This is a genomic window from Nitrosomonas limosa, from assembly GCF_054188085.1.
Map to the genome: position 1 here is coordinate 1,809,361 of NZ_CM135180.1, position 22,232 is coordinate 1,831,592.

Consider the following 22,232-nt stretch of genomic DNA (forward strand, 5'->3'; position numbering starts at 1 on the left):
TCAATTGACAGGTATTCCGTTATCAGCAAAGCTGTTGATCCGGATAACCATAACAGAACGCACGCCATCCATGATCATGATAAAATTTTGTTTTTTAGATCCAAACCGGCTTTCGCCCTGCCACACCCGCTTTCCATCATGAAAAACAATTACCTTGAGAGAATATTGACCGCGCAAGTTTACGATGTCGCGATCGAGAGTCCGCTGGAACTCGTCGCCAATTTGTCCGGGCGTATCCACAATCAGGTGCTGTTGAAGCGGGAAGATTTGCAGCAGGTGTTCTCGTTCAAGTTACGCGGCGCGTATAACAAGATGATCAAGTTACCGCCTGCCGTGCGAAATCGCGGCATCATCGCGGCTTCCGCTGGTAATCACGCGCAAGGCGTAGCGCTGGCCGCGAAAAAACTGGATTGCTCCGCCACCATCGTGATGCCGGTAACCACGCCGCAAATCAAGGTGCAAGCGGTGATGGGACATGGCGCCACCGTCGCGCTGCACGGCGATTCGTATAACGATGCTTATGAACATGCCATCCAACTGGCCAAAGAAGAACAGGCGACATTTGTTCATCCGTACGATGACCCGGATGTCATTGCCGGTCAGGGAACCATCGGCATGGAAATTTTGCGCCAGCATACTGGCGCGATTCATGCGATTTTCGTGCCAATCGGCGGTGGCGGGCTGATCGCCGGTATTGCGGCGTATGTCAAACGGTTGTATCCGAAAATCAAAATTATCGGCGTCGAGCCGGTCGATGCCGATGCCATGTACCGTTCGTTGCAAAGCGGCCGCCGGGTCAAATTAACGCAAGTCGGGTTGTTCGCCGATGGCGTAGCCGTGCGGCATGTCGGCAAGGAAACCTTCCGCTTGTGCCGGGAACTGGTCGATGAGGTAATGCGGGTCGATACCGACGCCATTTGCGCGGCGATCAAAGATGTGTTCGAGGATACCCGGACCATTCTGGAACCCTCTGGCGCCTTGTCGATCGCCGGTATCAAGGCGTACGTCGCGCGTGAAAAAATTCAGCATAAAACGCTGGTGGGAATCGCTTCCGGCGCCAACATGAATTTCGATCGGCTGCGCCATATTTCCGAGCGCGCCGAAATCGGCGAGCAACGCGAAGCGGTGATGTCGGTCACGATTCCGGAACAACCCGGCAGCTTCAAAAAGTTTTGCAATCTGCTCGGCGCCAAAAGCATCACTGAATTCAATTACCGCTATTCCGATCCGAAAGTCGCGCATGTCTTTGTCGGCGTATCGGTGCGCAATCAGGAAGAAACGCAGCAACTGATCAAGGAACTCAAACAAAGCGGCTTGGCGACCGAGGACATGAGCAACAACGAAATGGCCAAATTGCACGTGCGTCATCTGGTCGGCGGACGGACGCATGCGGTCAAGAATGAAATTGTTTACCGGTTTGAATTTCCCGACCGCCCCGGCGCATTGATGAACTTCCTCAACAACATGACCCACAACTGGAACATCAGCCTGTTCCATTACCGCAATCACGGCGCCGACTATGGCCGTGTGCTGATCGGCATCCAGGTCCCGCCGGAAGAGAAAACCGATTTCCGGATGTTTCTCGACCAACTCGGCTACCGCTATTGGGATGAAACCAAGAATCCCGCATATAAATTGTTTCTTGGGTAACGCCAAATACTCTAAAAATCTGTTTCAAAGGTAGCCTGTCGAGTCACAGGCCTGTTCGCTCTCCATCATTTATAGATAGGAAGAGTATTTAGTGTTACAACAGCCCCCCCCTGGCGTTATGATCTTTTACTTTCTGCGGGAGCAACAGATCTTCTAGCTAAGCGAAACGCTGTATGTATCATACCATCCAGCATGAACAGCCAAGCGCACCCCAGAAGCCGCGCTGATCGCTGGCAGCCACGGTGTTTTGATAGGCACGCCCATGGGCGTGGCCGTGCACAGCGCAACGGGATGCGCAGCCGCAGTTTGTTTGAGCGGCTTGGTGTGACATTGCGGCACTGACTGCCGGTTTAAAATAACCGCCGAAATGATTGACGGGCGACCAATCCGGCATGGCGGGTGGCAAGGATGGAGAAAGCGTACTGAATTCATCATCGCCATAAACAATCCGTCCGCCAACCATTGTGAGTACAGAGACAAGCTGCCGGATTTCGCTTTCCGGAATGCTGAAATAATCCGCGGACAACACGGCGAGGTCGGCATATTGACCAACCTTAATTTGACCTTTGATACCTTGTTCGTTGGAGAACCAGGTATTTGCCTGTGTATAAAGCCGCAATGCGGTTTCACGGTCGACAAGATTGGCCGCCGGATACAACGAAAGATCACCTAGAGTCTTGCCGGTAATAAGCCAATACAGCGTATTCCAAGGATCGTAACTGGCAACGCGGGTAGCATCAGTGCCTGCGCCAACGTTCACACCCAATTCCAGCATACGCTTATAAGGCGGCGTGCGTTCTGCGGCTTTACGCCCGTAGCGTTGCACGAAAAATTCGCCCTGATAAGCCATGCGATGCTGGATAGCAATGCCGCCGCCCAGTTTGGCGATACGCTCAAGATTAATGTCGGTGACGGTTTCTGCGTGATCGAAAAACCAGTGAATGCCATCGAACGGAATGTCGCGATTCACTTTCTCGAACACATCGAGCGCGCGTGAGATGGTTTCATTGTAGGTGGCATGCAAGCGGAACGGCCAGCGATTGCTGACGAGAATGCGCACCACGGCTTCCAGATCATTTTCCATGTTTGGTGCCATATCCGGGCGTGGCATGCGGAAATCCTCAAAATCCGCTGCGGAAAACACCAGCATTTCACCCGCACCGTTGTGGCGGTAATAACCATCGCCGTCGCCAGGCTTCAGCATGTTGGTCCATTTGGTGAAATCCGCAATTTCTTCTCCGGGTTTCTGTGTAAATAAATTGTATGCAATTCGTAACGTCAGCTCGCCAGCTTTGTGCAGATCTTCGATGATTTTGTAATCGTCGGGATAATTCTGATAGCCGCCACCGGCATCAATCACGCTGGTCACGCCCAGGCGATTCATTTCCCGCATAAAGTGGCGCGTCGAGTTGATCTGATAGTCATACGGCAGCTTTGGACCTCTGGCGAGTGCTGAATATAAAATCAATGCATTGGGTTCCGCCAACAACAGCCCCGTCGGCTCTCCATTGGCATCTTTAGCAATCAAACCGCCTGGCGGATTGGGCGTGTCGCGATCGTAGCCGCAGGCGCGTAATGCCGCGCGGTTCAGCAGAGCGCGGTCGTAGAGATGCAAAATAAAAACCGGGGTATCCGGCGCTACGGCATTGATTTCATCGAGTGTCGGCAAGCGTTTCTCGGCAAACTGCATTTCTGTAAAACCGCCTATAACTCGTACCCACTGCGGTGCGGGCGTGCGCGCCACCTGCTCCTGCAGACGGCGCATGGCATCGGCCAACGAAGGGATGCCGTCCCAGCGCAATTCCAGGTTGTAATTGAGTCCGCCGCGAATAAGGTGTAGATGCGAATCGATCAAACCGGGAATCACACGGCGGCGGTTAAGATTGATCACTTTTGTCTGGTCATTGGCAAAGCGCATCACTTCGCTGTCCATTCCTACCGCGATGAAATGGCCATCCGAAATAGCAGCAGCCGTGGCCTGTGGATTCTGCCGATCAAGCGTGGTGAATTGGCCGTTGCGCAATATCAGTTGCGCTTTAAGATTATCCATTGAAGACCCTTCTGAAGGTTCAGCCGCAAACGTGCCAGTTTTCGAAAGCAGAAAAGATGCACTCGCTGCCTGCAAAATACGGCGCCGGCGCAAATTTATCCCACGCTCACTCATGAAAACCGGTCTCCCGTTGTAAACTTGCTGACTTACTTCTTAGTGATGGTGAAGTAACTCGTCATTAGGTTCCGATAGTTAGGTATGTAACTAGAGAACAAGGCACCTAAGCCTTCAACATCGTTACGCCAATCTCGATGCAATTCGCAAGCCACGCCAAACCAGTTCATCAATTGTACGCCGGCCGATTGCATACGCGCCCAGGCTGCATCGCGTGTTACTTCATTGAAAGTACCGGAGGCATCAGTAACTACGAATACTTCATAACCTTCCTCGATTGCAGATAGCGCCGGAAAAGCGACACAGACTTCGGTAACCACGCCGGCGATGATTAGCTGTTTGCGGCCGGTCTTTTTGACTGCGTTAACAAAATCCTCATTATCCCAAGCATTGATATTACCGGGGCGCGCAACATAAGGCGCGGTTGGGTGCATTTCCTTAATTTCCGGCACCAGCGGACCATTGGGACCATCTTCGAAACTTGTAGTGAGAATGGTTGGCAATTTGAAATACTTGCCACAAGCGGTTAGTGCCAGCACATTGTTTTTGAACTCATTCGGTGAGAAATCTTGTACCAGCGAGATCAATCCCGCTTGATGGTCTACCAGTAATAAAACCGCATCATCCTTGGAAAGCCGGTTGTATTTAAATGTCTTATTCATTGTTATGCTCCTTACGGTAGTTGGTTGTGAAATGATTGTTTAATACAACGCATAGAAGCGGTCACTGATGATCTTGCCATCCTTCCAGTGCTGTACCGCTACTTGATCGAATTTCTTGTGACCGAAATCTTTATGCTTGTATTCATAGTGCCACTCGGTCATCGTTACGTTCTCACCTATCGCGGTCGATACAATTTCCGATTTAAGCCATGCCTCAACGCCTTTGAATAGCTCAGATTCCCGGTCTTTGGCTTGCTTTAAACCTTTTGCTACCACATCGTTTTTTTCGATAACGATGCAATCGGAGTGGTAATACTTGTCCATTGATTCCAATATCTCACCTTTTAGAATCATCCTATTGAAGTCATTGAGTTTTTCTTCTAAGTTCATTTTGAGCGCCTATACAAAATCGTGATGATCTCTCTTTCATTGAAGAAGCATAATGCTCCCTTAAGCACGACTGTCACCGTTATAGCCATTAAGTGCGGCAAGGCCCGCCAATTGCTGGTTCATAAGCACAAACTCCAGAAATTGATTAGTCTGCATGATAGAGTAATACCACCAGAATTAATTACAAGTACGCACAAAAAGGATACTGCCAAAAACAAGGGGATTCAGAAATGCCAACTAAAGCAGTGTGTTGTCCCGTTGAAGTGACATTGAAGGTCATTGGAGGGCGATGGAAAGTTCTGATTATTCATAACTTGTTGGGAGGTGCTATGCGATTCAATGAGCTCCAAAGAAACTTGACTGGAATTACCCACCGCACTTTAAGCCGACAGTTACGCGAAATGGAAATGCATCAATTAATTGTCAGAAATGATTTCAACGAAATTCCTCCGCGTGTTGAATATTCGCTATCTCCATTAGGGCATTCGCTTAAATCCATCTTGTTTGTGATGGATGAATGGGGAAGGAAATATCGTGTCGGAACCAAATAATTCGCCACAACAATTTGCAGACTTTCTCTAGCTACGGGCTATGCCGTTAATGAGGCGGCGCTCGCCATCCGCAGCACAATCCTTCGCATCCACACTTTAGCAATCACTCAGGCAATCTGACTTGATGGGGGACGATGAACGCATAGCCGCTTCCATTTCTAAAAGACCTTGCTTTACGGTCTTTATTCCGCCTTTGATTAAATTTGATAACAGTTAAGCTATCGTCAATACCGGCAAACCGGGCATCAAATGTCATTGATTAGCATGCTTAATTGAGCAAGTCAGGCAGTACTGGAGGAAACGATGGAAAACAATTTTTCTAAATTTGGATTAACAACCGGATTGGTTGCGATCGGCAAAAAATTGCCCGCGATTACGCTCCCCGAGAAAAAAAACATTCCAAAACAGCTTTCGTCGCTCAATCATTATTGGATGGCAGGCGGTGCCGTGGTCATTCTCACCGTATTGCTGATCGTCACGCTTATTATCGGTTTGCAGCAAGCCCGGCATTCCGCTACCCAGCCGGAGCTCGCTTCGCAATTAAAAATTCAGCATTTACAACTGGCAAAAACCGCGCGACAGACACTGACAGGCGGCGAATCAGCATTTACGCAACTGCAAGATCAGCAACAACGGCTCAATCAACTGGTGAATTTGCTGAGCGCAGGGAGCATTTACTCGAACGGCGCCGTGATTAATGCTACCGATGACTCCTTATCACAAAGCTTGGAGGCATTTCAGAAAAGCTGGCTGCAGAATAACCAGAGAATACAATCGATTATAAACCAGAAAGATGCGCTGCTGAGACTTCGCCACAGTATTAAAGCAATCCAAAGCATTGATAGTCAGTTACGCCGGCGCAGTGAAGAAATTATCGGCCGCATGTCGCAAATCGGCAATATGCCGCAGGAAATCCGTGCAATCGAAGCTATCCGGATGCACGCGCGCGACGTGGCCAAAAATGTGAAAGCGATGCTGCCGGTCGAAGTGACAGTGACGGAGCTATCGACGCAATTGACACATGATCAAGCGCAAATTTCAGCGCTGATGCAAGTATTAAGCTTGGGTGCAAATGGATTAGGCGCCGCTTCCAGCAAAGATGAAACGATCCAGGATTTGTTATCGCATCTGTATGCCTCGCTGCGGAAATTTGACGACCATTTGCGCATCATTCAGCAAGAACTACCGGCGGCGTTATCGATTCAGTCTGCAATCGACGAAATAGCCGACCATGGCGATACCATGCTAAACAGCACCGATGCGCTGGATCATCACATTCGCGCGCAAATCTCATACACGGCGTCACTGTTCGACGGTCTGCTGCTGTTTCTGGCCGCATGTACCGGATTGGCATTGATCTATTTTATCCGCGCCATGCGCCGCAACGCGCTGGATCAAGACCTCTGCAGCAGAAATGAAGTGGTGAAAACACAAAAGGCCATGGTAAAGCTACTCGACGATATGAAGAAAATAGCAGACGGCGATCTGACCGTGCGCACCGACATTATCAACCCGACAACGGGCGCTATTGCAGATGCCATCAATTGTACGATTGAAGAACTGCATACACTGGTGGAACAAGTCAACCAGGCCAGCATGCTGGTAGTAAAAGCCTCCAACCAGGCGCAACAGGTTTCTTCCGGATTATTGACGGCGGCCCAGCAACAAACCGCCAAAATCGAACAAACCACCATTGCGGTTTTAGGCATGACCGATTCGATCGGAGAGATTTCGGACATGTCGACCGAATCCGCCAAAGTTGCGAAGCAATCGCTGGCTGCTGCGGAAAAGGGCACCTTGGCGGTACGCGAATCAATCGCCGGTATGAATGAAATCCGCAGCCACATCCAGGATACTTCAAAACGGATTAAGCGCCTGGGCGAGAGTTCTCAAGAGATCGGCGAAATCGTTGCATTAATCACCGATATCACCGAGCAAACAAATGTATTGGCTTTAAACGCCGCGCTCCAGGCAACCGCTGCCGGAGAAGCCGGCCAGGGATTCACCGTGATCGCGCAAGAAGTACAGCGTTTAGCCGAACGTTCGGCGGAAGCCAGCAAACAAATCAGCGAATTGATCGCCACGATTCAAGGCGACACCCAGGATGCCATTACTGCGATGGAAAGAAGCACGCTGGGCGTGGCCAAAGGCACCAAACGCTCCGATGCTGCCGGACGGGCTTTGGAAGAAATTGAGAAAGTTTCAGCGCACCTTGCACAGCTCGTGACAAACATTTTTGAAGTCACCAACACCCAAACCCGGGCGGCGCACAAGGTGGTTGCCAATATGGAAGAAATTCTTCATATTACCCGGCAAAATACTGAAGGAACCTTGAAAACCACTGGATCCATCAAACAAATAACCGGCTTTGCATCCGAATTGAAAGCTTCGGTCTCTAATTTTAAGGTTTGATGCTGTTTTGATCTCAACAAGAATTGACGGTACTGAATAATGAGTGCTCAACCGAAACTGAATATTGCTTCGATTATTGGTATCAAAGACGGAATCCATCAGGTTTTCGCCTTGATGGACCAGAATCTGGAGGTATATCGCAAGCATCCCGATAACGATAAATTTATCAGGGATTGCCGCAACTATATCCATCAACTGGATGGATTGCTGGAGATGCTGAACTTAAAAAGCATTACCGTCGTCACCGAAAAAATGGAGCAACTGGTCGATGCGCTTATTTTTAAGAAAATCGAACCCAATCCGGCAATATTCGATGCATTGAAGCTGTCCACCAAGGCGCTGTTATTTTATTTGAACGAGTTGATCGACGGCGCGGAAGAAAATCCGTTACGGCTATTCCCGGCGTATCGCGAATTAATGCAAGTTTACGGTTATCAAAATGCGCCTGAAAGCGATCTATTTTTTCCAAGACTGACCGGAAATCCGGCTTTAAAATCCGAAGCAATCCATATCGATGCTGCCGCTGCCAAGCTATTGGCCAAGAAATTAGCCGCGGATTTTCAGGCAGGCTTGCTGAAATGGTTGCGCGATCCTTCCAATCAAAGCGGTTTGCAACAAATGGCTGCAGCCGTTGGCGCCATCGAAGAATTTCCGGGAACAGCCGAGCAGCGTTCATTTTGGTGGGTTACCGGCGGTTTTCTGGAAAGCTTGATGTCTCTCGAAGCCGAGCAGATCGATTTACCGGTTCGCCGCTTATGCGGAAAAATCGAACAGACGATCCGTCATCTGGCTGCGGGCACGGCCAGCGAAACTTCCGTGTTATTGCGTGAATTGCTGTATCACATTTCCCAGAGCGAATCGGCTGGACAGCGCATTAACGACATCAGGCAGTGTTATGTCTGGCCTGGCCAAAACTCCCGGGATGATGGTCGCACTTTTGAAGAAACGGAATCTTTAAACCCAATCCTTGAACGGTTACGTAGTACGCTGATGCAAACCAACGATATCTGGCGTGAATTTTGCGCCGGACAAGAAAGCAGCTTACCGTCGTTACTCGAGTACATCGATTGGCTTGAACATCAAGCCAAGCAAACCGATTGTGCGCCATTGGTCAAATTAATTGATGCCATCGGTAATACCGTCGCTTATCTGCACGCGCAGCCGCAAGATATGAATGAAGAATTGGCTATGGAAATGGCCACTGCGTTGTTGCTGATTGAAAGCATCATCGACGACTTCGACAAATTGTCGCCCGACTTGCCGCGTCAAGTGGACGTACTCACGTCGCGCTTGATCGGAATCACCGCCGGCGATATCAATATCAATGAACTACCGGCATCACCGACATTCAATACGATCTCCAGCAAAACCCAGGAAGTCGATATTCAATCACATGTCGCACAAGAAATTCTGGCGAATCTGAATCAAATCGAAAGTATCCTGGACAAGTTCTTTTTTGAACCGTCCAAACGTTCGGAATTATCCCTGCTTCCTGAATTCTTCAAGCAAATATCCGGCGCGCTGATCATGCTCAATCTGGAGCGTGCCAATACTTTATTGAACCACTGCCAGAATTTGGTCAATAAGCTGCTTAACCCGCAATATCAAATCGTCGAAGCCGAGCAAATTTTGCTGGTCGATGGTTTAAGCAGCTTGAGCTTTTTCATCGAAGCTAGCAAAAGCGGTCAACCCGATAGTTACCACATTATCGAAGAAGCGCTGGCGTTATTCCGCATCAAACCGATCCTGACAAGTTCACCTCAGCCGGCGGAAAAATTGGAAGCTGCACCCACCATCGCAGCAGATACCGCAACCGCGCAACCGCAGGCTACGCAGAAAAATCCTGAGTTACTCGCGATTTTCCTTGAAGAAGCGGAGGAAGTGCTGGCCGAAATCGCCCATGAGTTGCAGCAATGCCGTCCCAATGCAAGCAATGAGGACGCATTGCGCAATTTGCGGCGCGGATTTCATACGCTCAAGGGTAGCGGCCGCATGGTAAAACTGGAGGAAATCAGCGACATCGCCTGGAAAGTGGAACAAGTATTAAATGCCTGGTTGCAGGCAAGCAAGCCTGCTTCTGCAGCATTCCTTGATTTCATCAGCCATGCGCATCAGGCTTATTCCGGCTGGTGCCAAGACTTACGCCGGCAAGACACCACCCAGGTAGATGCCGGTGCTCTATTGCTCGAAGCGCAAGCACTGTTGGCTGAGTTGACAACACCGCAACCGTTGCCGGCGGAAACGCAAGCACCGGTTACTCATCCTGCAGCCGCTAAGCAAACTGTGAACGACGCAACTGAAGTGCAACCGGAGCAAGCGCCTGCATCGCCGATTCCAGCTGCTGTTGAAGCACTTGTACCGGCTAAACCGCCGGTTACCGAATCGCTCAATCCGGAATTAATACAGGTATTCCTTGAAGAAACTGAGGAATCCGTTCCTCAAATCGGCGGTAAACTGCGCGCCTGGCGCATGTTACCGCAAGACGAAGATATTCACCGAGCCATGCTGCGATTGTTGCACACCTTGAAAGGAAGCGCCCGCATGGCTGGGGCTCTGCATCTGGGTGAGTTAATCCATGCCATGGAAAGCCATGTTGAATCGGCATTCCGTGAACGCAATATTTCGGATACTGCATTAGATCAATTAGAAAGCCAATTTGACGCGATTTGCGATCAGATCGAGCAACTTCACAGCCATGAGATGGGAACGGCGGCAGTCAAGCAACAACTGGCTCCGGTGGTCATTTCCGAGCCCGTGCAGCCGCCTGCCGAGAAAGCCGAGGCGTTGCATTCCAAAACGATCGTGCGCATCAATTCCGGACTTATCGACCGGCTGGTTAATGACTCGGGAGAAGCGAGCATTTTGCGCTCCAAAATAGAAGCGCAATTACAAAGCTTCAAACAATCGTTGCAAGATCTGGCTGAAAGCACCCACCGGCTACACGACCAGTTGCGCGAAGTCGAAATCCAAGCAGAAACGCAAATGCAAACACATCTTGCGCAACAACAGGACAACGAACCCTCCTCGTTTGATCCGCTCGAATTCGATCGTTTCACCCGCTTCCAGGAATTGACGCGCATGATGGCGGAGAGCGTCGATGACATCATCACCGCACAAAAAAGCTTGCGGTCAACCCACACTGTCGCCGAAGAAGCAGTCGCCCAGCAAGCATCTGTCAATCGGCAGTTACAACAATCGTTATTGCAAATTCGTACCATCCCGTTCAGCAACTATGCCGAACGGTATTATCGTATTGCCCGGCAAGTCGCCGAGGATATGGATAAGAAAGCCCAATTGGATATCCAGGGTCTGGATGTTGAGATTGACCGCAATATCCTGGAGAAAATCAATCCGCCGCTGGAACACATGTTGCGTAACGCCATTGCACACGGTATCGAAGCTCCGGTAGAGCGGCAGCAAGCAGGAAAACCGGAAGCGGGACAAGTGTCGGTTCAACTGCGCCAGGAAAGCAACGAAGTCATCATCACCGTCAGTGACGATGGCCGCGGTCTTGATTTACCGCGCATCCGCACCGAAGCACAAAGGCTTGGATTAATTCAACAGGATGAAGTCCTCGATGAAGACAAAATCATCTCGCTGATCTTTAAACAGGGACTCTCAACCACCGATACCGTCAGCGATATCGCCGGCCGCGGTATCGGCCTGGATGTGGTCAAGAATGAAATCTCGCTGCTAGGCGGCCGCATCAGCGTCGCTTCCGTTCCCGGTCAAGGAACGGCTTTCACCATCCACTTGCCGCTGTCGTTATCAGTCACACAAACTTTTATGGTCAAGATCGGCAAACAAATCTATGCAATTCCGGCTTTCATCGTCGAACATCATCGCCAGTTCGATCCGGGCACTTTGAACAGAATCTATCAGAGCCATTCGATTGAATTCAATGGCAAGAAATACGGTTTCGCGCATCTGTCGCATCTGCTGGGCGAACCCAGCACCAATCCTGCCACCAATCAATCCGGCCCGGTCTTGTTCCTGCACAGTGGCACGCAACATCTCGCCATCCAAGTTGATGAACTGATCGGTGACAGTGAAATTGTCGCCAAGAGCATCGGCGATCAGCTTGCGCAAGCACCGGGCGTTGAAGGCGCGACCATCACCGCGGACGGTGAAGTCATTCTGGTTCTGAATCCGGTCAAGCTGATGCAACGAAGCGATGTGCAGCAAGTTTTCAGTACGCCGGTATCCGTTTCAGCCGCTGCAAATCAAAACCCGGTCAAAACACCGACGGTACTGGTTGTCGACGACTCTCTGACAGTGCGAAAAGTAACTTGCCGTTTGCTCGAACGCGAGGGCTGCGATGTCTTGATTGCCAAGAATGGCGCGGAAGCAATCAGCATCCTGAAAGAAAGTATTCCGGATGTGATGCTGATCGATCTGGAGATGCCTAAAATGAACGGCTTCGAACTCATTAAAAACGTTCGCAGCAACCCGCAAACTGCCGCCATTCCGGTCATTATCATTTCGTCCCGCACCGCGGAAAAACATCAAAAAATCGCTAAAGACTTAGGGGTTAACGTCTTCCTCGGCAAGCCATACAAGGAAGAGGAATTGCTCGGCCACTTAGCGAGTTTTGTAGCGCGATGATCTTAAGGAAACGCTGATTAATTCGGCGAACGAGATGAAGCACGAGGCGCACGGCGCACAGCAATCGAGACATATCAACAAGATAGGCGAGGGAGCGAGTACCGCGCAACGAAGTGATTCGCTCGTATAGTCAATTAATCAGCATTTCCTTAAACCATGCTTGCCATCAGTTATTACCGTCACACCTGGCATTGAGAATTCCGGGAATCTATCATGATTCTCTGCAGCGCATGCTGATTAACTCCACTTCTTTCGCACAAATTAATTCACACCGGTTATACATAAATCTTTAAAATCTCGTGTTTTGGCTAAGGCCAATTTGGCAACTGAAGCGTGCATGATGAGTTGCACGCTGATTCAATCAATCCACGAGAGGTTACTTTATGAATAAACATCTTTTATCAACAATATTCGCCGCGTCTTTAGGCTTAGCAGGAATACAACCGGCACTGGCAGAACCGGTTGCAGTGGACGGCAATAGCATTTTTATCATCGATAACAGTGTAGCGGGCTCCCAAATAGTCGTCCGAAATCTCAATAATGGCAAGTTAAACGCCTGTTTAGCGAATGCCGGCCAGAATCTGCTTGAATTGAGCACCAATACCGTCGCGACTGATATTCTGATCAAAAATGGAACTGCAGTTGTGACGACTTATAATGATTCCAGCTTGGTGACCGACGTTAAATTAGTCGATGTCACGAGTTGCCCGATTGTCAGCGCCATTGATATGAGCGAATGCTATGCCATTATGGACGATGACCGGTTAACCATACCCTGTCTCAAATATGGCTCTAGTGTGATTTCGGTTATTATGAAACAGCGCGGTCATTCAATGAACTTCGAATTTGATTCTTATAAACCCAATAAAGGTAAAGGCCGGAAACACGACGATTAATTTTATAAGATGCCGGAAAAAATTTACCCGGCATTTTCACTCAAGTGGTAGTCCGATTGTTCGCTCATAGCGACCTGCGTCTGACTACCATTTTCTCTTGCATTCCCGCACTTCAACTGGTTAGTTGCGCCATCAAAATTAACATTTGTTGCTAAAATTTTCACTTGACAAATAAAATAATCCACAGATTTAAAAAGTGACAAATGTCATCATCAGATCCTCACATAGAAATCAAGAATATCTTATAAGATACTGATAATAAATATATAATTATAGTGTTAAATTATTAATCAATCTAAGGAAAACCCTTAGAATATCAAGACATAATCGATTCAAGTCGGCAATTATTCACAAAGTTATCCACAGAAATTGTGGATAATGAAAAAAATCTTATGTGAAATAATGCGATAACTCAATTTGAAAAGAAATTCATGCTGGATAAGTAAATATTTTTCGGAATCATGAAGTTGAGCCAGAACGAGATTTAAATACCTCACCCCAAGAAATTTAAGAAAGTCATTCCTATTTTCAATAGCATAATTTTTTCCGTTTGATCTGTTGATAGCGACACAATAAAGCACCCCACCGCAAGCAGCGAGGTATTAAAAGCGCTCTTCAGACTGCTGGTTTTCAACCAGCCTTCGCCCCAAGGGGCGAGGAATTAAACCCGGAAGAGATTAAATGCTTCTGCGATAAATCGAGATCCGCTTTTCTATCATTGTAAATTTATGCAATTATATGATTTATAGAAATAATTAATTAAATATGGGAAAAGCACGACTGAAAAAAGGAAAATTCTGATAGACGCGTTCATGACTTTACATATATTTATTATGTCCTCCGTTAATTTATTTGATTCACGACCCCGGTCAATAAGAAAAATTATCAAATAAGATTTCAAGAGATAGTTCGGACCCAATACGTAAGCAGAATTTTTCTGCCGGTAAAAATGAATTATCTCTGACACCCCAAATTCACGGCATGATGCTGGCCGGCTCAAGATTGACTCGATTTTTATTTTTTCAGCGAAAGGAGGAACCACAAAGCTGGCTAATCATCTCTATTCACAGTGCACCACAATTCTATGCATAAAGATTTGGTCATTTTCGCGTTGGAACAAATGTGCTTCGAAACTTCCAAATGGCAATGACCGTAATATTCTAAATAATCCTATTCGAGGAGGATCTCATTATGAAAAAAAACATGCTATCAGCAATATTCGCCGCATCTCTGCTTGCACCAACCACCCAGTCTGTACTTGCTGAAAGTGTCGCAGTGGAAGGTGACTCCATTTTTATTCTTGATAATAGTGTAAGTGGCTCTCAAATAGTTGTTAAGAACCTCAACACTGGTGCACCAAACTCTTGCCTTGCCACTGCTGGCACCAATCTTCTCGCTTTACCCGATGGCACCCAAGCAACCGATATCCTCATTAAGAAAGGTACCGCAGTTATTACTACTTATAACGATACAACGCTAGTAACTGACATTAAATTAGTTGATGTTGCAAGCTGTCCACTTACTTCAACAGTTGATCTCAGTGAATGCTATGCAACAGTCGAGGATGGTAAATTGACGATACCATGCCTCGAATATGGTTCCGACATAATTTCTGTCGTACTCCGACAACGCGGCAGTTCAATGAATTTCGAGTTTGAATCTTATAAGCCTAAAGGCCGTTAATAATGCAAAGGCACAAAGGACTGTTAACACTAGATTAAAAACCCTCTTTATTTAATCTGTACTAACAAAAAATTTAATCAACATTTTATTAATAAGACGGGTAAATTGAAGTAGCAATTTCCCGTCTTTTTTCAAAACATCACATCTCAGATACTTTGTATCAGCTTCCTAAAAGAAGAAACTTTTTCTTCTTGACTTTTTGAATCATCCACAATTCAAAAAAATGACAAATATCCCTTCCAGAACATCTAATCAAAATGAAATTAAATTAATAAATATATGATAAGTATCACATAATTAATATGTTAGATATTTAATCAATCTAGGAAAAACCCTTACAGTTTAGGGAGGTTATCAATCAAAAAAAGGAATTATTCACAAAGTTATCCACAGAATTTGTGGATAATGAAAAAAATCCCATGTGAAATAATGTGATAACAATTTTTATGGTTAACTAAGAGTCAATCACTGAAGCTTTAAACCATTCGGTGCTAATCTTTCCGATCCTTAAGCAGCTTTTATTTACCACACCCAAATCTACCAACCAATTAATTATTAGCGTTCAATTGTTTCTAAGGAAGCACTGATTAATTCGCCGAGCAAGATGAGATGCAAAGCGGATGGCGCGCAAGAAACGAGACATATCAATCGGATAGGCGAGTTTCTGAGTACCGCCCAACGCAGCAAATCGCTTGCGCAGGCAATTAATCAGTGTTTCCCTAATTGATTTCTCCGGAAAAATAAATCAAAAGCTTATTTGTGATAAACCATTAATTCAATTCATATAACATATGACTTGACACCAAATTCCAAAACTCTTTTACTCAGTCTTTTTCATGTAGTTGTATACTCCCAACCATCTTTCCGGCAGCAAATTACTATGGAAGCATTCATACAGAAACTCAGACGTCGAGCTGCAATCCAGAAATACCTTGCATTTCTTGCTCTAGCCGGTGCGGTGGTTATTGTCTGGATCGGTACCGATTACTTTATCCATGAGTCTCCCAAAATTGCTGCACAAGACATCGAACAACAAAGAAAACTCATTCCTTCACAAGATATCATTGCCCGATTAGCCAGTCTGAGCATGAGCATTTTCAACAATGCCAAGCAATTGGATGATGCGGAAAATGAACTGTATAGAATCCAGAATATTGTAAGTTATGACGGAAATTATAATTTAGGAGATATTCAAAGCACTTACTACTTCAATTTCACAGAACCGCGCAACCTTTTTTTCTCCAGAACCTATGGACCATTCGGTCCCTTAACGCAAAAGAAACTAAGTAACTATGATTGGGAACTTGGAGGTCTCACAAAAAAGAAATTAAATGAAATAGATTCTCTTTTGAATGATATAAGAAATGCCAATACCTTGCTTGGAAGCGAGAGTGCTATCGACAAATATCATACAGACTTGCAAATCTTGCAAGATAGGAACAAGAAACGCCTTGAAGAACTCATTCATAGAACTGACAAGTTCAAAAAAGACCTTGAATATATGCGGAATACAATGAAACAAATTGGAGAACCCAACATAGATGCTAATCTTAAAAATACATTCCTACTCAACGACTTTGAGGAAATACGGGATTTAGAACAAGTTATCAAAGAATTCGATAAAAAAATGAACAGTGGCGAATTTCAAAGGGAAGCCGAAGAACATATAAAAACGATGTTGCAAACCAACAGAGCGGTTATTGAACAAATTGAGGCGTTTAAAATTAAGGTTATCAGCAATCGGGATTTGTACCAGGAAAAATTGCGGAAACAAGAAGAATTGGTCAATAAACTCCGCACCGAGAAAGCCAATCTGGAAGCGGAAAAGGAATTTATCGTGTCCCTTCGAAGTGGAGACGAGCCGGTCATGGCCGATAGCAAAGTGGCATTCCATGTTTCCACGAACATTGCCCGCCTTGGCATCATGATCGTCACACTATTTCTGGCTCAAGTATTCATTTCAATCTACCGGTATTTGACGAAGATCTCGAATTTTTACCACGCCAGAGCTGACGCACTTGAGATATTGACGACGGACACGCTAAAAAATACCGATTTGCCAGGCTCAATCGAAATGTTTTCCAATATCTTTTCACCGGAAAAGGTTGACTTCGGAAAAATACCCCAAGCACCGCTTAATGAAGCGATTAAAAGCGCGCAATCGGTTTTTCCCAAATCCTAGCAGCACCAATCACGCACAGCTTTTCCACTGATCTTGCTGCTTGATTAACTACTTCCACGATACAAGCGATGTAGGTGTTCCTGAAAACTGCTACTGGTGCCGAGAGGGGGAATCGAACCCCCATGATGTCACCATCGCGGGATTTTGAGTCCCGTGCGTCTACCAATTCCGCCATCTCGGCCTGCGGTTGAACTGTCTGATTGAATCAACAGAAGGCGCAATTATCACTGAAATCCCGAACTACAGCAAGCCGCACCGGTGGAAAACCCGGCGCAGCCGGTATAATAGGCAGCATGAAAACTCAGGATTTCGATTTTTACCTGCCTGCGGAGCTGATCGCACAATTCCCCGCCGAACAACGCACTAGCAGCCGTTTGCTCTATCTGGATAGTACCGCTCAACGATGGCAGGATACGTTTTTTTCCAGCTTGCCGCAGTTTCTGCGCCCTGGAGACGTGATGGTGTTTAACGATACTCAGGTGATTAAAGCTCGCTTGTTTGGCAAAAAAGACAGCGGCGGTAAAGTGGAAGTACTGGTGGAGCGGATTTTGGATGACCGTCATGTGCTGGCAGTAATTCGCGCCAGTCATGCTCCCAAGCCGGATTCCCGGTTGTGGCTGGCAAATGCGATACCGGTCACCGTGATCGAACGCGCGCAGGAATTTTACACGCTGCGTTTTGAGCATGTGCAATCAGTGACAGAATTACTGCAATGCTACGGCCAATTACCGCTACCCCCATATATCAACCGGCCTGCAACCGATTCCGATGCGGCACGCTACCAAACCGTTTACGCCCGCAACGCCGGAGCAGTCGCGGCGCCAACCGCCGGCTTACACTTTGATCAGCACATGCTGGATCACTTGCAATCGCTCGGAGTTACAATTGCCTATGTCACATTGCATGTCGGTGCGGGCACGTTTCAACCAGTGCGCGTTGACAATATCGCCGAACACACCATGCACAGCGAGACCTACCATATTCCGCAAACCACAGTAAATGCGATTCAAAACGCCCGGTTATCAGGCGCCCGGGTTCTGGCGGTCGGCACCACGTCATTGCGTGCTTTGGAAGCTTGCGCATCGACGAATCAAGGACAATTGGCCGCCGGTTATGGCGAAACACGGATTTTTATTACGCCGGGCTATCGATTTCAAGTGGTTGAACGGCTGCTCACTAATTTTCACTTGCCGCGCTCAACCTTGCTCATGCTGGTATCCGCATTTGCCGGCATGGATAATATCCGGCAAGCCTATCAACACGCTATTAATCAACGATACCGTTTTTTCAGTTATGGAGACGCCATGCTGATCGAGAGAGAACAATGATTTTTCAATTACATGCTACCGATCATGGCGCCCGCCGCGGTACCCTGACATTAGCCCACGGCACTATCGAAACGCCGGTTTTCATGCCGGTAGGAACCTACGGCGCGGTTAAAGGTATGTCACCCGATGCGCTGCAAGCCATCCATGCTCAAATTATTTTGGGCAACACGTTTCATTTATGGCTACGCCCAGGTCTTGAAGTTATCGAAGCGCATCAGGGATTGCACGGCTTTATGGGATGGCAAGGACCGATTTTGACCGACTCCGGCGGATTTCAAGTGTTCAGTTTAGGTGATCTGCGAAAAATCACTGAGGAAGGCGTACATTTTCAATCGCCGGTAAATGGCGATCGTTGTTTCTTATCGCCGGAAGAATCGATGCGGATTCAACGTGTGCTTAATTCCGATATCGTGATGATCTTCGATGAATGCACACCTTACCCGGCGGAAGAAACAGCCGCGCGGCAATCGATGGAACTCAGTCTGCGCTGGGCGGAGCGCTCCAAGCAGGCGCACAGTAATAATCCCAATGCGCTCTTCGGTATCGTGCAAGGCGGCATGTACGAACATCTCCGTGAACAATCGCTCGCAGATCTGGTTAACATCGGCTTTGACGGCTACGCCATCGGCGGATTGTCGGTCGGCGAACCTAAAACCGAAATGCAACGCATCCTCGAACATACTGGACCGCTGTTGCCTGTCGATAAACCACGGTATTTAATGGGCGTCGGCACACCGCAAGATATCGTGCATGCCGTAGCGCAAGGCATTGATATGTTTGATTGCGTATTACCGACGCGCAATGCGCGAAATGGCTGGTTATACACACGCGAAGGCGTGCTCAAGTTGCGCAATAGCAAATACCGGTTGGATACCTCACCGCCCGATGAACAATGCAGCTGTTATACCTGCCAGCATTTCAGCCGGGCTTATTTGCATCACTTGCAACGCATCAACGAAATGCTGGGCGCTCACTTAAATACCATCCACAATTTATTCTATTATCAGCAGTTAATGGCGGATATACGAGCGGCGATCGAGAACAAACAATTTGAAGAATATGCACAAGAATTTCTGGCATAAGCGGTCATCATGCTAATATGTGCGCTTTTGGTATAAGGAGATTATGATGCTGATTAGTGACGCATTTGCTCAAGCCGCTTCGACAACACAGAATGAAGCCGGTTGGGTGGCATTATTACCGATGGTCGGTATATTGGTTCTGTTTTACTTTTTGTTAATCCGTCCGCAAGCGAAACGCGCGAAAGAACATAAACAAATGGTGGAAGCGCTGCAAAAAGGCGATGAAGTCATCACCAACGGCGGCATCCTAGGACAAATTCTCAATGTTAGTGAATCCTACGTGATTATCGAGATTGCACCAACCATTGAAATTACCGTTCTGAAGTCTTCGGTACAAACCCTATTACCCAAAGGCACACTGAGAAGTATTGAACCTAAAGGCAAATCCTCAAAAACCAAAGCACCCAAAACAGACAATAATAAAATCGAACCCGTTGCAGAAGCACAGGAAAGTAAAAATCCCGATGCTGAAAAACAATAAAGGACTCTGGCAACTATTTCATAATTGCCAAGCTTTTGTCTTAATAACTATTTTAATTTTCTAATTTTCGACTGATATCCATGAACCGCTACGCACTTTGGCAATATCTGATTATTGCGGTTTCACTACTACTAGGCTTGCTTTATACGCTGCCAAATTTTTATGGCGAATCGCCAGCTGTTCAGATTTCACCGTTACGGGTCAGCGTTAATACCGATACGGCTTTGATGCAACGTGTAGAAGACGCTCTCAAACAAGCCAATCACGAAACAACTGGAATTTATCTTGAGGAAGGTAGCGTCAAAGTACGATTCGCCGATACCGATACGCAAATCAAAGCGAAAGATCTTTTAGAATCGACGCTTGGCAATGACTACATTATTGCATTGAATCTGCTGCCAAATTCTCCGCAATGGCTGACAAATTTGGGTGCGCTCCCCATGTACTTGGGGCTTGATCTCCGTGGCGGTGTCCATTTCATGCTGGCAGTGGATATGGACGGTGCGCTGGACAAGTCGCTCGATCGATACAGTGCGGATATACGAGGCACTCTGCGCGAGAAGAAAATTTCCTACGCTGGATTGGAAAAACACGAGAAAAAGCTGACCATCAAGTTTCGCGATGCTGAAACGCGTAGCCAGGCTGAGGCGGAACTCAAAAACAATTTCACCGATCTCGGGTTCAGTTATGAAGATGCCGGTAACCGCTATCATTTAGTGGCAGCGATCAAACCGGACGCACAGCTTCGCATGCAAGATGCAACCGTGATACAAAATATTACTACGTTGCGTAACCGGGTGAACGAGCTGGGTGTTGCCGAACCCATTATTCAGAAAGCCGGTGCGGACAGGGTCATTGTTCAATTACCGGGGGTGCAAGATACCGCCAAAGCCAAAGAGATTCTCGGACGGACAGCCACACTGGAAGTCCGTATGGTTGACGATGAGCACGACCTGGATGCTGCAATCCGCGGAAAAGTTCCATTTGGCACCGAGCTTTACGAAGAACGCGGTGGTATCCCGATACTTGTTAAAAAACAGGTGTTGCTGACCGGCGAGCGCATCACAGATGCACAGCCCGGCTTTGACAAAGATAACCAGCCAGCCGTACATATCAACCTGGACAACAATGGTTCGCGCATTTTCAAGCAATTGACGCGCGAAAACGTCGGCAGAAGAATGGCGATACTTCTGATCGAAAAAAATCATACCGAAGTAGTTACGGCGCCAGTCATCCGCGAAGAAATCGGTGGCGGACGTGTACAAATCAGTGGCCGCATGACCAGTATGGAAGCTCGCGACGTCGCATTGCTGCTACGTGCCGGAGCGCTTGCCGCACCGATGGATATCATAGAGGAACGCACGGTTGGACCGAGCCTTGGTGCAGATAATATCGCCCGTGGTTTTAATTCAACTCTCTACGGTTTCCTGGCCGTTGCAATCTTCATAGCCGTTTACTACACGGCTTTTGGCGTAATCTCGGTACTTGCTCTGGGTTTGAATTTACTGTTGCTAGTCGGTTTATTATCCATTATGCAAGCCACATTAACACTCCCCGGCATGGCTGCGCTTGCCTTAACGGTGGGGATGGCGATTGATGCGAATGTGTTGATCAATGAAAGAATCCGCGACGAATTACGCAGTGGATTATCCCCGCAACTTGCAATTCATGCCGGCTATGAGCGTGCTTTCGGAACGATTTTGGACTCCAACATTACCACGCTGATTGCCGGGATTGCATTGTTCGCTTTTGGATCAGGCCCTGTTAAAGGATTCGCAGTGGTACTTTGTCTGGGCATTCTCACTTCTGTTTTTACAGCAATTTTCGTCTCTCGCGGCATGGTCAATCTGATGTACGGAAGCAGACGCAAACTGGACTATGTGCCAATCGGTAAAATCTGGATACCTGAGAATCAAACAAATCATAAAACGATTGCTCCTGAAGAAAAGGATGTTAAAAAGCTTCAAGCTTCAGAAACATCCGGCGCATTAGAAAAATCTGATGTCGAACAACCGGTTAAGACTTCAGATAATTCTGGTCAAAGCGATAATACTTCGTTTCAATCCGGAGAGAAGCCTGCAGTTAAAACTAAAGGCAAACGCAAATCTGCGGAAAACAAGCAGTCCAAGTCGTAATTAATCGGAAT

At 47.3% G+C, this 22,232-nt stretch carries 14 protein-coding genes and 1 tRNA gene; 11 read left to right on the forward strand and 4 right to left on the reverse strand.

The window, feature by feature from the left end; genetic code table 11:
* The first annotated feature begins 138 nt into the window (after window positions 1-138).
* Entirely contained in the window at window positions 139-1,650 is a 1,512-nt protein-coding gene (gene ilvA, locus ACV7NC_RS08255; RefSeq protein ID WP_458152047.1) for a threonine ammonia-lyase, biosynthetic, read from the forward strand.
* Between the two features lie 178 nt (window positions 1,651-1,828).
* Here the strand turns inward: ilvA and ACV7NC_RS08260 are convergent, their stop codons facing one another.
* The 3 genes from ACV7NC_RS08260 to ACV7NC_RS08270 all read right to left on the reverse strand — a co-directional run bounded on the left by ACV7NC_RS08260 (window position 1,829) and on the right by ACV7NC_RS08270 (window position 4,866).
* Window positions 1,829-3,700 carry an amidohydrolase gene (locus ACV7NC_RS08260; protein ID WP_458152048.1) on the reverse strand — a complete coding sequence of 624 codons (1,872 nt, stop codon included), beginning with the start codon at window positions 3,698-3,700 and terminating at the stop codon, window positions 1,829-1,831.
* Window positions 3,701-3,846: 146 nt separating this feature from the next.
* The gene (ycaC, locus tag ACV7NC_RS08265) at window positions 3,847-4,476 is read right to left on the reverse strand and encodes an isochorismate family cysteine hydrolase YcaC (protein ID WP_458152049.1); all 630 of its coding nucleotides are present in this window, start codon (window positions 4,474-4,476) and stop codon (window positions 3,847-3,849) included.
* 39 nt (window positions 4,477-4,515) lie between these two features.
* Window positions 4,516-4,866, reverse strand: a complete 351-nt coding sequence (locus ACV7NC_RS08270) for a SnoaL-like domain-containing protein (protein ID WP_458152050.1) — start codon at window positions 4,864-4,866, stop codon at window positions 4,516-4,518.
* 230 nt (window positions 4,867-5,096) lie between these two features.
* Between ACV7NC_RS08270 and ACV7NC_RS08275 the strand changes: the two genes are divergently transcribed.
* From ACV7NC_RS08275 to ACV7NC_RS08300, 6 genes are all read left to right on the forward strand, one after another.
* Window positions 5,097-5,417, forward strand: coding sequence for a winged helix-turn-helix transcriptional regulator (locus ACV7NC_RS08275; RefSeq protein ID WP_458152051.1), 321 nt, complete (start codon window positions 5,097-5,099; stop codon window positions 5,415-5,417).
* A 303-nt stretch (window positions 5,418-5,720) separates the two neighbouring features.
* On the forward strand, window positions 5,721-7,829 hold the full coding sequence (locus ACV7NC_RS08280) for a methyl-accepting chemotaxis protein (RefSeq protein ID WP_458152052.1): 2,109 nt from the start codon (window positions 5,721-5,723) through the stop codon (window positions 7,827-7,829).
* A gap of 39 nt (window positions 7,830-7,868) precedes the next feature.
* Window positions 7,869-12,434 carry an Hpt domain-containing protein gene (locus ACV7NC_RS08285; protein ID WP_458152053.1) on the forward strand — a complete coding sequence of 1,522 codons (4,566 nt, stop codon included), beginning with the start codon at window positions 7,869-7,871 and terminating at the stop codon, window positions 12,432-12,434.
* 383 nt (window positions 12,435-12,817) lie between these two features.
* Window positions 12,818-13,330, forward strand: coding sequence for a hypothetical protein (locus ACV7NC_RS08290; RefSeq protein ID WP_458152054.1), 513 nt, complete (start codon window positions 12,818-12,820; stop codon window positions 13,328-13,330).
* A 1,191-nt stretch (window positions 13,331-14,521) separates the two neighbouring features.
* Window positions 14,522-15,013, forward strand: coding sequence for a hypothetical protein (locus ACV7NC_RS08295; RefSeq protein ID WP_458152055.1), 492 nt, complete (start codon window positions 14,522-14,524; stop codon window positions 15,011-15,013).
* 880 nt (window positions 15,014-15,893) lie between these two features.
* Entirely contained in the window at window positions 15,894-17,195 is a 1,302-nt protein-coding gene (locus ACV7NC_RS08300) for a hypothetical protein (protein WP_458152056.1), read from the forward strand.
* Window positions 17,196-17,289: 94 nt separating this feature from the next.
* On the opposite strand, the gene ACV7NC_RS08305 is transcribed toward ACV7NC_RS08300, so the two are convergent.
* A tRNA-Leu gene (locus ACV7NC_RS08305) sits at window positions 17,290-17,376 on the reverse strand.
* A gap of 112 nt (window positions 17,377-17,488) precedes the next feature.
* Between ACV7NC_RS08305 and queA the strand changes: the two genes are divergently transcribed.
* From queA to secD, 4 genes are all read left to right on the forward strand, one after another.
* Complete coding sequence (queA, locus tag ACV7NC_RS08310) at window positions 17,489-18,523, forward strand: tRNA preQ1(34) S-adenosylmethionine ribosyltransferase-isomerase QueA (protein ID WP_458154879.1); 1,035 nt, start codon at window positions 17,489-17,491, stop codon at window positions 18,521-18,523.
* A complete protein-coding gene (gene tgt / locus ACV7NC_RS08315) occupies window positions 18,520-19,605 on the forward strand; it encodes a tRNA guanosine(34) transglycosylase Tgt (RefSeq protein WP_458152057.1) in 1,086 nt (361 codons plus the stop codon). Before queA ends, tgt begins: the two co-directional genes overlap by 4 nt.
* 43 nt (window positions 19,606-19,648) lie before the next feature.
* The gene (gene yajC / locus ACV7NC_RS08320) at window positions 19,649-20,086 is read left to right on the forward strand and encodes a preprotein translocase subunit YajC (protein ID WP_458152058.1); all 438 of its coding nucleotides are present in this window, start codon (window positions 19,649-19,651) and stop codon (window positions 20,084-20,086) included.
* An 80-nt stretch (window positions 20,087-20,166) separates the two neighbouring features.
* Entirely contained in the window at window positions 20,167-22,221 is a 2,055-nt protein-coding gene (gene secD, locus ACV7NC_RS08325) for a protein translocase subunit SecD (protein WP_458152059.1), read from the forward strand.
* The last annotated feature ends 11 nt before the right edge of the window (window positions 22,222-22,232 follow it).

Bases quoted from the DNA above. Each gene is read 5' to 3' on its own strand.
- ACV7NC_RS08300 (WP_458152056.1), top strand. From the start codon at position 15,894: ATGGAAGCATTCATACAGAAACTCAGACGTCGAGCTGCAATCCAGAAA.
- ACV7NC_RS08270 (WP_458152050.1), bottom strand. From the start codon at position 4,866: ATGAACTTAGAAGAAAAACTCAATGACTTCAATAGGATGATTCTAAAA.
- ACV7NC_RS08280 (WP_458152052.1), top strand. From the start codon at position 5,721: ATGGAAAACAATTTTTCTAAATTTGGATTAACAACCGGATTGGTTGCG.
- queA (WP_458154879.1), top strand. From the start codon at position 17,489: ATGAAAACTCAGGATTTCGATTTTTACCTGCCTGCGGAGCTGATCGCA.
- ACV7NC_RS08285 (WP_458152053.1), top strand. From the start codon at position 7,869: ATGAGTGCTCAACCGAAACTGAATATTGCTTCGATTATTGGTATCAAA.
- yajC (WP_458152058.1), top strand. From the start codon at position 19,649: ATGATGCTGATTAGTGACGCATTTGCTCAAGCCGCTTCGACAACACAG.
- ACV7NC_RS08295 (WP_458152055.1), top strand. From the start codon at position 14,522: ATGAAAAAAAACATGCTATCAGCAATATTCGCCGCATCTCTGCTTGCA.
- ilvA (WP_458152047.1), top strand. From the start codon at position 139: ATGAAAAACAATTACCTTGAGAGAATATTGACCGCGCAAGTTTACGAT.
- ACV7NC_RS08275 (WP_458152051.1), top strand. From the start codon at position 5,097: ATGCCAACTAAAGCAGTGTGTTGTCCCGTTGAAGTGACATTGAAGGTC.
- ACV7NC_RS08290 (WP_458152054.1), top strand. From the start codon at position 12,818: ATGAATAAACATCTTTTATCAACAATATTCGCCGCGTCTTTAGGCTTA.
- ycaC (WP_458152049.1), bottom strand. From the start codon at position 4,476: ATGAATAAGACATTTAAATACAACCGGCTTTCCAAGGATGATGCGGTT.
- secD (WP_458152059.1), top strand. From the start codon at position 20,167: ATGAACCGCTACGCACTTTGGCAATATCTGATTATTGCGGTTTCACTA.
- ACV7NC_RS08260 (WP_458152048.1), bottom strand. From the start codon at position 3,700: ATGGATAATCTTAAAGCGCAACTGATATTGCGCAACGGCCAATTCACC.
- tgt (WP_458152057.1), top strand. From the start codon at position 18,520: ATGATTTTTCAATTACATGCTACCGATCATGGCGCCCGCCGCGGTACC.